The following is a 13,694-nucleotide window of genomic DNA, read 5'->3' as shown; positions in this document are numbered from 1 at the left end:
TTTATGGAGTGCTATGGCGTCGATTAATGGCTTGCCTCCTTCTTTGATTCCCGGTGCAAATCGCACTAATAAAGCCAGTCAAAAGAAGCAGGTAAATAAATCACAAACAAAGCAGCCTGTAGGTCAGCCTTCAAAGGTTGCTAACGCCGTGGCGCACTCCATAAAACACGTGGATGAGTCCCAAATTCACCGAGCTCAAGTGCAATATGACCTTCCTGAAGGGGGCGCACGTAAAGCAATGGAGCTGTACATGGATGTCATGAATCGAGCTAAAAAAGAGGAACTGGCTCAATTACTTGGTGTCGATATTTACGTGTGAGATCTCCCCAGCTTGGGGTTACAAATATTGAAAGGTGGTTTATGAAGGTTTTTGGACGGTTTTTTCTCGCATTATTTGCTACGGTTGGTTTGTCTGCGTGTAGCTCGTTGCCAGAGGAGCTAAATGCAAGCACAGAATTGGTCGTTACAGACTATAAAGCTTTTGCTGAGTCTCAGGGGCAAGTGAGTGAAGATGTTCGCCTTGGTGGAATCATCGCTAAAGTGGATAACTTTAAAGATAAAACGCGTCTAGAGATTGTAAACCTTCCTATCAGTAAGTCTGGTAAACCTGATATTGATGAAGAGCCTACGGGGCGTTTTGTCGCCTATTTTGATGGCTATTTAGAGCCTGTCGCCTTTAGTGAAGGCCGTTTGGTGACGGTTGTAGGCAAAGGAGCAGGGGAAGAAGAAGGAAAGATCGGTGAGCACGGTTACATCTTCCCGGTAATTAAGGGGGAAGGGTACCGTTTATGGAAAATTGAAGAACGTGTACGCATGTATGACTCGCCAACCTACTTTTACCCATGTTACTCGATTAACTGCCGCATGTGGCGTAATGATTTCCCACAAGACGGTAAAGTGATAAAACAGGTCAAATAATCTGCGATGCATGAGCGTCAATTCGAGCTTCCTGCCGGCAAAATGGCAGCCCTTGAGATAGGGAACGAGAAAACGGCTGACTTGTCAGTCGTTTTTCTTCATGGGTGGTTAGATAATGCGGGCAGCTTTAAAGCGCTCATGGAGCAGTTGAATCAACTTAATCCTCACTTACACCTCCTCGCCATCGATCATTTTGGTCACGGTTTATCGAGTCATAAATCTCACGATAATTATTACCCCTTTCACGACTATATTGCCGATTTGTATCAGTTTTTGGACGAATTATCACCAAACAGACTGATATTAGTAGGGCATTCACTTGGTGCTTTAATCGCAAGTTGCTATAGTGCAGCGTTTCCAGAGCAGGTCGAAGCTCTTGTGCAAATTGAGGGAGCAGGACCTCTTCATGAGGATCCTACTAACAGTTTGCCTCGTCTTCGCGATGGCGTTTTAAGTCGAATAAGACAGCAAAACAAGCCAGAGCGAGCCATTGCCTCCTTCGATCTGGCGTTAAAATTACGCATGCAAGCCAACCAATTAACCGCTGAGCAACTTCTACCGATAGTCGAGCGTGGAACAGAGCAGCGAGGAGATAAATGGTATTGGCGGCATGACGCCAAGTTAAAATGTGCGTCGCTTTACCGAATGGCGCAAGCGCATGCTAACTCGATTACCAGCCAAATACGTTGTCCTCATTTGATTGTATTAGGCGATCAAGGATTTCAGAATTTACCATCTAACCAAGCTGATTGGGGAGAGAACCCACCGCAAGTGGTTTCTGTCAAGGGTGGTCATCACTGTCATTTAGAGCAAATACTCGAGGTCGCAACGCGAATTCTTGGTGTAGTTAACAAAATTTAAACAAGTGTTTGAGAGTTGCGTGCTCAAGCACGTTCGCTGTGCTGTAATAGCTTTCAAAATAAAAAGGACGCTATTTTTTAGCCAGTTATAAACGAGGAGTAACATCGTGGATAAACCATGGCTTTCACGTTATCCAAGTGACGTACCTGAAACCATTAATCCAGAGCAATATGAGTCTTTGGTAGAAATGTTTGAACAGTCTGTACAAAAATATGCAGACCAACCAGCATTCATGAACATGGGCTCGGTTATGACCTTCCGTAAATTGGAAGAGCGTAGTCGCGCATTCGCAGCGTATCTGCAAAACGAGTTAAAACTGCAAAAGGGTGACCGCGTTGCTCTGATGATGCCAAACTTACTGCAATACCCAGTAGCATTATTTGGTATTTTGCGTGCAGGTTGTATCGCCGTAAACGTTAACCCACTTTACACTCCTCGTGAACTTGAACACCAATTGAATGACTCAGGTGCGACGACGATTGTGATTGTGTCTAACTTTGCGAACACGCTAGAACAAATCGTCGATAAAACACCAGTCAAACACGTAGTGTTAACCAGTCTTGGTCAAATGCTGCCACGAGCGAAAGGTACGATTGTCGATTTCGTGGTGAAATACGTAAAAGGTATGGTTCCTAAGTACGATCTACCGGGCGCAATTTCAATGCGCAAAGCACTGCGCAAAGGTCGTCGTCTACAATACGTTAAACCGTTTATGTCTGGGGATGACATTGCATTCCTGCAATATACGGGGGGGACGACAGGTGTCGCGAAAGGTGCGATTCTGACTCACCGCAACATGATTGCGAACGTTTTACAGGCAAAAGGCGCGTACGGACCGGTCTTGTCTCCGGGGCGTGAATTAGTCGTGACAGCGTTACCGCTGTATCACGTATTTGCTCTTACCGTAAACTGTCTGCTGTTTGTCGAAATGGGTGGTCGTAACTTACTTATTACCAACCCTAGAGATATTCCAGGGTTCGTGAAAGAGCTACAAAAGCATCCGTTTACTGCGATTACGGGCGTGAATACCTTATTTAATGCATTGGTCAATAATGAAGATTTCCATGAGTTGGATTTCAGTAATCTACGTTTAGCTGTTGGCGGCGGCATGGCAGTGCAGCGCTCAGTGGCAGAAAGATGGCAAAAGACCACGGGTTGCTATTTGCTCGAAGGTTACGGTCTAACAGAGTGTTCTCCGTTGGTGGCGGCATATCCGCATGATCTTGTTGAATACAATGGCTCTATTGGTCTGCCGGTACCATCAACAGAAGTTCGTATCGTGGACGAAGAAGGTAACGCTCTTGCGAATACTGAAACTGGCGAACTTCAAGTTCGTGGTCCTCAGGTTATGCAAGGTTACTGGCAACGACCTGAAGCAACGAAAGATACGATTAACGAAGACGGCTGGCTATCAACCGGCGACATCGTTAAGTTTGATGACGAAGGCTTCCTGCATATCGTTGACCGTAAGAAAGACATGATCTTAGTATCAGGCTTTAATGTTTACCCGAACGAAATCGAAGACGTTGTAGCACTTCACGGCAAAGTACTTGAAGTTGCTGCTATTGGTCAGCCGCATGAAGTGTCTGGTGAATTAGTGAAGATTTATGTCGTGAAACGCGATCCGAGCTTGACCAAAGACGAAGTGATCGCGCATTGTCGAGAACACTTAACTGGCTACAAAGTTCCGAAGTTGGTTGAGTTCCGCGAAGACTTACCTAAAACCAATGTCGGTAAGATCTTGCGTCGTGTTTTACGCGAAGAGAATGACGCTGAACTTGCGAAGAAAAGCGCATAAGCCGATTTCGTCGAGTCGAGAGATTTAAAAAATGATAGAATGCCAGCGTTTTGCTGGCATTTTTATAGCGAGAAGTATGTGAACTATCAAATTATTACTAAAAACAAAGACCTAGAAGAGGTTTGCACTCATGCCCGAGAGGCAGACGTAGTGATGCTGGATACCGAATTCGTTCGTATTCGCACTTTCTACCCGCAGTTAGGTCTGATTCAGCTTTTCGATGGTAATCGCCTCTCGCTGATTGATCCGACTGAATTAACGGATATGACGCCGTTTGTAGCGCTATTAAAAGATACTTCTGTGCTAAAAGTGCTGCACGCATGTGGTGAAGATTTAGAAGTTTTCCAAAACGCTTTTGGTTGTACACCATTCCCTATGGTGGATACGCAGCTGATGGCCGCTTTTCTCGGTCACGGCCTATCGACAGGCTTCGCATCGCTGGTGGAAGAATATTTAGGCGTAGAGCTCGACAAAAGTGAATCACGTACCGACTGGATGGCTCGTCCACTGACACAAAAGCAATTAGATTATGCTGCCGCAGATGTTCATTACTTGTTACCGTTATACGAAAAGCTGTTCGATAAGGTGACGCAAGCAGGTTGGTGGGAAGCTGTACAGCAAGAAAGTGATTTACTCGTTTCGAAACGTATTCGCGTAACCAATGAAGAGAATGCCTACCTTGATATTAAGGGCGCTTGGCAATTAAAACCTTCTGAGCTGGCGATTTTAAAGCCATTGGCGACGTGGCGTTATCGTGAAGCAATCAAACGAGATTTAGCGCTGAACTTTATCTTCAAAGAAGGTGATCTATTAACGGTCGCTCGTCTTGGTTTAACGAACTTTAAGAAGATGGAAGCAGAAGATATTGATATCCGAGCGATTAACCGCCATGGCGCGAAGATTGCCGCGATTGTTAAGCAAGCGAAGCAAACACCTTCTGAAGAGTATCCTGCGAAAATTGAGCGTTTAATGGACTATCCGGGTTACAAGCAGGTCTTCAAAAATATGAAAGACTTGGTGAAATCGGCTTCGCAGAAGTCAGGTTTAGCCACGGAGTTCCTTGCCTCTAAAAAGCAGATCAATCAGTTGATCAGTTGGGTTTGGAAAAAAGATCGTGACCCAGAAGTATTGCCTGATTTGATGCAAGGGTGGCGTTTGGATTTACTCGGCGACAAGATGAACAAAGCATTAAAGTAATGAAAGATGAAAAAGGTTGGCCTCGATGCCAACCTTTTTCGTTCTAATTAGAGCATTCGTCTGGCGAGAGAAACTGATTACTTTTCTTCGTCTGGTAGCTTCACATTCAGCTCAAGAACTGAGATATCGTCGTCTTTGTGCTCAAATGTTAAGTCAACCATATTTGGATCAATTGCTACGTACTTGCTGATCACCTTCAAGATGTCTTCTTTTAATTGAGGCAAGTAAGACGGCGCAGGATCATTTTGGCTGCGGCGCTCTGCGACAATGATTTGCAAACGCTCTTTAGCTAGATTCGCAGAAGTTTTCTTCTGTGGACGGAAAAATTCTAATAATGACATGTCTAGCCTCCAAAGAGTCGTTTAAAGAGTCCTTTCTTCTCCTCAGTAAGGAAACGAAATTCAACCTGATTGCCTAATAAGCGATCAACGGTGTCAGAATAAGCCATACCCGCATCGGTGTTATCGTCAAAAGTGACTGGCACACCTTTGTTTGACGCGTTAAGCACGGCTTGGCTTTCTGGAATCACGCCCAGTAGTGGAATATGTAAGATCTCCTCAACGTCTTCAACGCTTAGCATTTCGCCTTGAGTGACGCGAGATGGGTTGTAGCGAGTCAGTAACAGATGCTGTTTTACTGGCTCTAGCCCCTGTTCTGCACGCAGTGACTTAGAATCTAAAATACCGAGAATGCGGTCAGAGTCACGTACAGAAGAGACTTCTGGGTTCGTTGTGACAATGGCTTCATCGGCATAGTACAAGGCCATTAACGCGCCTTGCTCGATACCTGCTGGTGAATCACAAATAATAAAATCAAAGCCCATTTCATCAAGTTCACCGAATACGCGCTGAACACCATCTTTTGTCAGTGCGTCTTTATCACGAGTTTGAGAAGCAGGAAGAATAAATAGGTTGTCCGTGCGCTTATCTTTGATCAGCGCTTGGTTTAATGTCGCTTCGCCGTTAATGACGTTTACAAAGTCATACACGACGCGGCGCTCACAGCCCATGATTAGATCGAGGTTACGCAAACCGATGTCAAAATCGATCACCGCGGTCTTTTTTCCCTTAAGAGCTAGACCAGAGGCGATGGCTGCGCTTGAAGTGGTTTTACCAACGCCACCTTTACCAGACGTTACTACAATAATGCGTGCCATTTTTTTTCCTTTTTAGATTAAATCGCGAGAACTTCTAAATGTAATGATTCATCGGCTTTACTGATCATTACTTTCTTTTGCCAGTACTCGCTTTCAATTTGATCGCTTAACCAGTAGTCACCCGCAATGGATACCAGTTCTGCTTGTAAATCGTGGCAAATAATACGCGCTTCCTGCTGACCACTTGCTCCTGCAATCGCACGACCTCGAAGTGTGCCATGGATATGAATAGAGCCGTCAGCAATGACTTCAGCACCTGCACTTACGTGCGCTAGCACCACCAAATCACCATCTTTTGCGTAGATCTGTTGTCCTGAGCGGACAGGCGTACGAACTACTTTCGTTGGTGCCATTTTGGCAGGTGCTTGGCTTGGCGATTTGCTCGCCGACATAATGGCGAAGCCAGCTTCGGAAGCAAGGTTTTGTACACGCTTGTCTTTACAGCCCGTTACACCGACCGGAATAAAACCGGCATCTGAGATGCCTTGTTTAAGCTTAGGGAAATCAATGTCGCCTTGTACTTTTGCTATATTGATTACCAAAGGCGCGGATGCAAAAAAAGAAGGTGCTTGAGAAACTTTTTCTTGCAAAAATTCGACAGTCTTTGCGATCTCATTGTCAGAAAGGTGTAAAACTGACAATGTAAAACTGCTACCTTTAAGGTCTGGTGAATGGGTCATCGTGGACTTCTTGCCTTTATTGAAAGAGCGTTGCCTTAAACTAGGTATGTCATGTTATATTTCATCCTTTGACGCAGCAAGTTCTCTCGTGGGCAAATAGGTGAATTAATCTCAAATTTGCTATTAAGTTTGCGAGAATTTGACGTTTACAACCTAATCCGCACTCAACGCGGCTAAATCAGCATAAAAGGCGTGTCATGCTTTGTTCTATTTATAAAAGCTCGAAAAAAGAAGGTACTTATCTCTATATTCCGAAAAAGGATGATTTTTCACAGGTTCCTGACACCTTAATGCAGATGTTCGGTAAGCCTATCGCTGTCATGACGATTAAACTTGATGGCCGTAAATTGGCACAAGTTGATATCGAAAAAGTGAAGGCTTCATTACAAAATGATGGCTTCTTTCTTCAGGTTCCACCGCCGCCGGAGAACCTATTAGAAAAGTACAAAGAACAAAAAGCCCAGCAGAAAGGCGAATAACGTCATCGTTTTTCATCTGGGATTTCTGCCTTGCTCAAGGAGGGCAATATGAAAAAGATACTGGCTACCATGCTTAGCGTTGGTATGTGTACCTCGGTTTTTGCAAGTAGCGAGGGTTTTGATGAATACTTGAATAAGCTGCGTGCTGAAGCTCGTGATAAAGGTATCTCAGAGCAGGTCATTAGTGCTGCTTTTGCTAATGTTGAGTACAAGCCCCGAGCAGTAAAAGCGGACCGAAACCAACCAGAAAAGAAACTGACATTGGATGAGTACATTCCTCGCGCGGTGCCTGAGTGGAAGGTGAAGCAAGCCAGACAACTCTACAAAGAGCATTACACCGAGCTAAAGCGTATAGGCGATGAGTACGGTGTCCACCCGCGCTTTATTGTGGCACTTTGGGGAGTTGAAAGTAACTTTGGTAAGTTTACCGGCAACTTTAAAGTGATTGATGCACTATCCACAATGGCATTTGAAGGCCGTCGTGAAGAGTTTTTCCGTAAAGAGACCATGTCGGCACTTCAGATCCTCGATCAAGGCCATATTGAGCTAGAGAACTTTAAAGGCTCATGGGCTGGTGCGATGGGTCAATGCCAGTTTATGCCAAGCTCTTTCCTTCGTTTTGCTGCTGACGGCAACGGTGATGGTAAAAAAGACATATGGCAATCTGAAGCGGACGTGTTTGCATCAACCGCTAACTATTTGAGCAAGTCTGGTTGGGATGATAAATATACTTGGGGTCGCCAAGTTAAGGTTCCTAAAAATATTGATCGCAGCCTAGAAGGGCGCACGGCTGAAAAAGGCAAATACCTTCAAGAGTGGAGCCAATTAGGTATCACAAAATATGACGGTAGCCCGTTGCCAAAACTGGATGAAGACATCAAAGCATGGTTGATCATGCCGGACGACGAGAATGGTCGTACGTATCTGGTTTACAATAACTACAACGTATTGATGAAGTGGAACCGCTCTTACTACTTCGCACTTGCTGTGAGTCACTTGGCTGACCGCATTAAATACTGATCTGCCATCAAACAATTTGGCATTCAGTCTTCAATACAAGGGCTCTTCGGAGCCCTTTGTTTTTTCTATAACCAAATCGAGGTAAAGCGTGTTATCTGAACTTGCCGCACAAATGGTGATTTTCTCCGCTCTTCTTAAACACAAAAGCTTCACAGCTGCTGCAAAGAGCTTAGGCGTGTCGGTGTCTCATGTGAGTAAACAGTTGAGTCAGTTAGAAGCGTCTCTTGGTATCAAGCTTGTTCAACGCACTACGCGAAGCTTTACGCCGACTGAGGCAGGGAAAACCTTTTTTCATCACTGTGAGCAAGTGGTACAAGCGGTGAGCAGCGCCACATTAGAGATGGAAACCCAGCGGGATGAAGTGGCAGGTTTGGTACGTCTTGGGTTGTCGCAATCATTTGGTACCTTACACATTATTCCAGCGATTCAAGAGTTACGCGAACTGTATCCTCAACTTCAAGTGGAAGTACATCTGTTTGACTATAAGGTCGATATGTTAGCCGAAGGGCTCGATTTATGGGTAACCAACAACGAGCATTTGCCTGAAGGTTACATTGCGCAGCGTTTGACGGATTGCCAGTTTGTTGTTGCGGCATCGCCAGATTACTTATTGAAACATGACACGCCAACAGAACCGGATGACCTATCTGCTCACAACTGCCTCATATACAGAAGCTGGGAGCGTGACTATACGGGGTGGGCGTTTACCAAAGATCAGAAAGAATTGAACGTAAAAGTCTCGGGTAACTATTCAGTGGATCTGGCAGAAGCCGTCCGGGACGCGGCTATTGCAGGTTGGGGTATTGCCTACCTTGCCACTTACTTGCTGGGTGATGAGTTCAGAACGGGTAAGTTAATACAGCTGTTACCTGACTGGAAAGCCAGCCAGTCGATGCCGTTTTATGCGGTATACCCAAGCCGCCAACATATGCCAAAAAAAATATCCGCAGTGATTAACTTTATCAAACAGAAGATCGGCAACCCTTGTCATTGGGACCAACGTTTAGCACCTTACATCTCTATTCCTAAATAACAGGATCAATGACGTTGTAGAACGACACATAAAGTGATTCACTTCACAAAAATTTTTCCTGAATCAGAAACATATTTTCCATATGGAAATAATTAAAATAAGCAAACGTTTATCTTCAATAAATTCAATTGGTTATTTTGTTGGTCAGTTATTGGTCGCTTAAACTTTTCACACTGTTAACATCCTCAACTTGCAGCATTTTGAGTCCGCTATACAATCCGGTGCCTTCCATATCCCCCTTCTGTCGGATTCATTTTATGAACTCAATTATTGGTATCGTAGCCATACTATTCCTAGCATGGCTACTTTCTACAAATAGAAAAAATATAAAGCTGAGAACGGTGTCGTTTGCGTTTGCTTTGCAGGTACTGTTTGCGTTGTTGGTTTTATATGTACCAGCAGGACGAGATGCGCTGAATTCAGTGAGCAGTGTTGTGTCGAATTTGATCAACTATGGTCAAGAGGGCATTGCGTTTTTATTCGGTAATTTGGCGACAGGGGGCTTCACCTTTGCGATCAATGTTCTGGGTATCATCGTTTTCTTCTCCTCTCTTATCTCAGGTCTTTATCACATTGGTGTGATGCCAAAAATCATTAACTTTATCGGTGGTGGTATTCAAAAGCTGCTGGGTATCGGTCGTGCTGAGTCTTTGTCTGCTACGGCGAATATCTTTGTTGGCACCATTGAAGCACCATTAATGGTAAAGCCTTACCTAAAACACATGACTGACTCGCAGTTCTTTGCAGTTATGACAGGTGGTTTAGCGTCAGTTGCTGGCGGAACGTTGGTTGGTTATGCATCACTGGGTGTCGACCTCAACTATCTTATTGCTGCTGCATTTATGTCGGCACCTGCCGGCTTGTTGATGGCAAAAATTTTAATGCCAGAAGATACGGATAAAGCAGCAGATATCGACATTAGCCAAGTTGAAATTCCACGTGCAACCAACGTAGTAGAAGCATTAGCCGATGGTGCCATGGCGGGTGTACGCATTGCTGTATCGGTCGGTGGTACGTTACTGGCGTTTATTAGTGTCATTGCAATGCTAAACGGTATGTTAGGTTGGATAGGTGATCTGATTGGGACACCATTAAGTTTTGAGCTCATCCTAGGTTTTGTGTTTGCGCCAGTCGCTTGGTTGTTGGGTATACCATGGCAAGAAGCAACCACAGCAGGCTCGCTGATTGGTAACAAGATCGTGGTGAATGAGTTCGTCGCTTTCATCCAGCTTGCAGAAGTGAAGTCTCAACTTAGTGAACACTCACAAGCAATCGTGACGTTTGCTTTGTGTGGCTTTGCAAATATCTCAAGCATGGCGATGCTGATTGGTGGGTTGGGCTCTTTGGTACCAGAAAAGCGTGCATTTGTTTCTAAGCATGGTTTCCGTGCGATTATCGCTGGTGTCATGGCGAACTTAATGAGCGCTTCTATTGCGGGCGTGATTTTAAGTCTGTAATTGAAATAGATATCAACAATTAGCAAAAAGGCTCCTTGCGGAGCCTTTTTCGTATCTGAAGTTTTACGTTATTTGTCTGTGTGGAACTGTTCGCAAGCGAGCATCGTGTTCTCAATTAAACTTGCGACGGTCATTGGGCCAACGCCACCAGGAACAGGAGTAATAAAGCTCGCACTTTCACGTGCTTTGTCGTATTCCACGTCACCAACTAGTTTGCCTGAATCAAGACGGTTAATACCGACATCGACCACCACTGCGCCTTTTTTAATCCACTCACCAGGGATGAAGTTAGGCTTACCAACCGCAACCACGACAACGTCAGCTTGACGCACATGACTCTCTAGGTCTTTGGTAAAACGGTGACATGTTGTTGTTGTGCAGCCCGCAAGCAGCAGCTCAAGTGTCATTGGACGACCAACAATGTTTGACGCGCCAACCACAACCGCATGTTTACCACGTAGCTCAATGTTGTAACGGTCGAGTAGGGTAATGATGCCCTTTGGCGTGCAAGAGCGAAGCTTTGGAATACGTTGCGCAAGACGACCAACGTTGTAAGGGTGGAAGCCATCCACGTCCTTCTCTGGGTGAATGCGCTCTAAAACATGTGTTGTGTCTATGCCTGCAGGAAGGGGTAATTGCACTAGAATGCCGTCAATTTCATCATCGTTGTTTAATTCATCAATCAGCGCTAGTAACTCTTCTTCTGAGCTAGACGCAGGAAGGTCAAAAGACTTAGAAACAAACCCAACTTCTTCACATGCGCGGCGTTTGCTACCGACATAAACCTGAGAAGCAGGATCTTCACCAACTAGAACCACTGCTAAACCAGGAGCACGTAGCCCAGCTTCAACACGTGCTTTAACACGTGCAGCCACTTCGGATCGAACAGTTTGGGAAATGAGAGTTCCGTCTATATTTTGAGCAGTCATGACTTTCCTTATAAATTAAGAAGGCAGATTATCTGCGGCGCATTGTCGCAGAATTTCTTATCAACATCCATACGCAAACGTTTGCTTTGTGGTGTTTTTGAACATTAAGCGTTTTAATGGACTTTTTTTAGGCATTCAGATCAGAATGTTATGAAAACCCGTTGATTTACCCGTTTGAACTCGTATAATCCTGTCCCTGTAGCGCGCCCTTAGCTCAGCTGGATAGAGCACGTCCCTTCTAAGGATGTGGTCATTGGTTCGAATCCAATAGGGCGTGCCATTTATTCAAAAGCCTCGATAACTCTTTGAGTTGTCGGGGCTTTGTCGTTTTTAGGTTTTTGGCTGTAATTGCCACTCTATCTACAACTTTTGAATGGCATTCTAGCCATTGCAATTTCTAGCAATTAATATGGACGCATATTAATTACCTTTCGTTAACCTTTATGCCTGCCACTTCTAACTTTTATGACCGACACGCCGACTCTTTCGCGAAGCAATACACATCGATCCAGTTTGAGGATGTCCACGCGAGTTGGAGAGTCTTCTGGCCCCAGGCTGGAGATCGTGTGTTAGATGTTGGCGCGGGCTCTGGTCGAGACGCGAAATGGATGGCTGAGCATGGGTGTGAAGTTGTTGCGATTGAGCCTGCTCAAGCACTTCTAAGGCTTGGTAAGTCTTACTGTGGCGATTCCGTTACTTGGCTTGAAGATGCATTACCTAAGCTTGAGAAAACCATTAATCTTGGCTTTCGCTTCGATTTAATTCTTGTCAGTGCGGTATGGATGCATCTTGCGCCTACGCACCGTGAACGTGCATTTCGCAAACTTGCAAATTTGTTAGCGCCTAATGGTCGATTGGTGATTAGCCTTCGTCACGGTGACTTTTCTGACGGTCGTAAAGCTTATCCCGTATCGGTTGAAGAGCTCGAAAAGTTTGCAAAGAATAGCGCTTTAATGGTGAGAAACGTATCTCTCGATGACGATCAGTTAAAGCGAACGGGTGTATCTTGGCAAACTGTAGTGATGTCTTTGCCTGATGATGGTTCCGGTGATCTGAATAAGGTTCGCCACATTATCGTCAATGATTCCAAATCGGCTACCTATAAGCTCGCACTACTACGTACTTTACTACGTATTGCAGACGCTCATTCTGGTGCAGTGGTTGATCGCAGCGAAGGTAAAGTTGCAATCCCATTAGGATTAGTTGGCTTATATTGGATTCGTCAATTTAAGCGTTTAATCGATAAAGAGAACATCCAGCAAAGCTCGAACTCGTCTAAAGGGCTAGGTTTTATAAAGCCCGATGGCTGGGGCAGACTTTCCCATTTAAGTCCTGATGATCTTGCTATAGGCACGACATTTTTTGGTGAAGATGCAGTGGCGCTTGATAAAGCGATAAAAGACAGCTTAAAAACCATAAAAGATGGTCCCGTCACTTTTACCTATCAAGGTGATAAATCAAACCCTTACTTTGAAATGATTCGTTCAGCTAAGAAGCCAAAACGTTCAATTGTTGTGGATAGCGAGTTCCTCGAAGGTTATGGGCTGTTTGTGTTGGATGAAAGCCTTTGGGATTGTTTTCGATTGTATAACTCTTGGATTGAGCCGCTGGTGGTCAACCAATGGATTATGGAAATGCAACGATTTCGGTCTAATCAAGAGCGGGGTATTCCACTGCAAACGTATCATGATTGTTTGGTCTGGATTGATAAAGACCATGATACGCGAGTCGTGCGAAAGAGAATTGAACAGTTGAAGCTCAGCCATTGCGACATTGTCAGTGTATGGAGTGGAAGCAAATTACGAAATGAGTATCACGTTGATCACTGTTTGCCATTTGTTTATTGGCCCAACAATGATAAGTGGAACTTACTACCAACATCTAAGGTTGAAAACCTAAACAAGCGTGATCGTATTCCTGCTAGCTATCGATTAAACGCATCCAAGCCGCGAATTTTGGATTGGTGGCAGTTAGCTTGGGGAGAGACGGATAATTTGAGTCGGACGTTTTTTACCGAGGCTTCATTGTCGCTACCAAATGTGCCTGCATCTTGTCAAGATTTTGAGCATGTCTTTGAAGCGATGGGATTACAAATTCGTGGTGTTAAAAGTCGCCTTTGTATCGCGGAATGGTAATGTCTTGTTTGCCGTTACAGCGTGATATATG

General features: G+C 44.7%; 14 protein-coding genes and 1 tRNA gene. 11 read left to right on the top strand and 4 right to left on the bottom strand.

Annotated features, from left to right (window positions below):
• Window positions 1-13 precede the first annotated feature (13 nt).
• From IJ23_RS17050 to rnd, 5 genes are all read left to right on the top strand, one after another.
• Complete coding sequence (locus IJ23_RS17050) at window positions 14-319, top strand: hypothetical protein (protein ID WP_033906909.1); 306 nt, start codon at window positions 14-16, stop codon at window positions 317-319.
• 41 nt (window positions 320-360) lie between these two features.
• Window positions 361-918, top strand: a complete 558-nt coding sequence (locus tag IJ23_RS17045) for a Slp family lipoprotein (protein WP_005382214.1) — start codon at window positions 361-363, stop codon at window positions 916-918.
• Between the two features lie 6 nt (window positions 919-924).
• Window positions 925-1,779, top strand: coding sequence for an alpha/beta fold hydrolase (locus IJ23_RS17040; protein WP_005382215.1), 855 nt, complete (start codon window positions 925-927; stop codon window positions 1,777-1,779).
• A gap of 106 nt (window positions 1,780-1,885) precedes the next feature.
• Window positions 1,886-3,577 (top strand): long-chain-fatty-acid--CoA ligase FadD, encoded by a 1,692-nt coding sequence (gene fadD, locus IJ23_RS17035; RefSeq protein WP_033906908.1) that lies wholly within the window; start codon window positions 1,886-1,888, stop codon window positions 3,575-3,577.
• A gap of 78 nt (window positions 3,578-3,655) precedes the next feature.
• Entirely contained in the window at window positions 3,656-4,774 is a 1,119-nt protein-coding gene (gene rnd / locus IJ23_RS17030; RefSeq protein ID WP_031777213.1) for a ribonuclease D, read from the top strand.
• Between the two features lie 77 nt (window positions 4,775-4,851).
• Here the strand turns inward: rnd and minE are convergent, their stop codons facing one another.
• The 3 genes from minE to minC are packed head-to-tail and all read right to left on the bottom strand — an operon-like array spanning window position 4,852 to window position 6,610.
• Window positions 4,852-5,115 (bottom strand): cell division topological specificity factor MinE, encoded by a 264-nt coding sequence (gene minE / locus IJ23_RS17025; protein WP_005388332.1) that lies wholly within the window; start codon window positions 5,113-5,115, stop codon window positions 4,852-4,854.
• 2 nt (window positions 5,116-5,117) lie between these two features.
• A complete protein-coding gene (gene minD, locus IJ23_RS17020; protein ID WP_005388331.1) occupies window positions 5,118-5,930 on the bottom strand; it encodes a septum site-determining protein MinD in 813 nt (270 codons plus the stop codon).
• 17 nt (window positions 5,931-5,947) lie between these two features.
• A complete protein-coding gene (minC, locus tag IJ23_RS17015) occupies window positions 5,948-6,610 on the bottom strand; it encodes a septum site-determining protein MinC (protein ID WP_005382304.1) in 663 nt (220 codons plus the stop codon).
• A 197-nt stretch (window positions 6,611-6,807) separates the two neighbouring features.
• Between minC and IJ23_RS17010 the strand changes: the two genes are divergently transcribed.
• From IJ23_RS17010 to IJ23_RS16995, 4 genes are all read left to right on the top strand, one after another.
• Window positions 6,808-7,089 (top strand): YcgL domain-containing protein, encoded by a 282-nt coding sequence (locus tag IJ23_RS17010; protein WP_005382303.1) that lies wholly within the window; start codon window positions 6,808-6,810, stop codon window positions 7,087-7,089.
• Between the two features lie 48 nt (window positions 7,090-7,137).
• A complete protein-coding gene (locus IJ23_RS17005; protein ID WP_033906907.1) occupies window positions 7,138-8,109 on the top strand; it encodes a lytic murein transglycosylase in 972 nt (323 codons plus the stop codon).
• A gap of 88 nt (window positions 8,110-8,197) precedes the next feature.
• Window positions 8,198-9,142, top strand: a complete 945-nt coding sequence (locus IJ23_RS17000; protein ID WP_033906905.1) for a LysR family transcriptional regulator — start codon at window positions 8,198-8,200, stop codon at window positions 9,140-9,142.
• Window positions 9,143-9,399: 257 nt separating this feature from the next.
• A complete protein-coding gene (locus IJ23_RS16995) occupies window positions 9,400-10,599 on the top strand; it encodes a NupC/NupG family nucleoside CNT transporter (protein WP_005382298.1) in 1,200 nt (399 codons plus the stop codon).
• Window positions 10,600-10,667: 68 nt separating this feature from the next.
• On the opposite strand, the gene folD is transcribed toward IJ23_RS16995, so the two are convergent.
• Window positions 10,668-11,528: a bifunctional methylenetetrahydrofolate dehydrogenase/methenyltetrahydrofolate cyclohydrolase FolD gene (gene folD / locus IJ23_RS16990; RefSeq protein WP_005382297.1), complete on the bottom strand. Its 861-nt coding sequence runs from the start codon at window positions 11,526-11,528 to the stop codon at window positions 10,668-10,670.
• Window positions 11,529-11,731: 203 nt separating this feature from the next.
• Between folD and IJ23_RS16985 the strand changes: the two genes are divergently transcribed.
• A tRNA-Arg gene (locus tag IJ23_RS16985) sits at window positions 11,732-11,808 on the top strand.
• A gap of 163 nt (window positions 11,809-11,971) precedes the next feature.
• Window positions 11,972-13,663, top strand: coding sequence for a class I SAM-dependent methyltransferase (locus tag IJ23_RS16980; RefSeq protein ID WP_033906904.1), 1,692 nt, complete (start codon window positions 11,972-11,974; stop codon window positions 13,661-13,663).
• The last annotated feature ends 31 nt before the right edge of the window (window positions 13,664-13,694 follow it).

Source organism: Vibrio sp. OY15, assembly GCF_000742455.1.
In the GTDB taxonomy this organism is placed as follows: domain Bacteria; phylum Pseudomonadota; class Gammaproteobacteria; order Enterobacterales; family Vibrionaceae; genus Vibrio; species Vibrio alginolyticus.
Note: the sequence above shows the minus strand (reverse complement) of the source record. Positions and strands in the feature narration are given on the sequence as shown.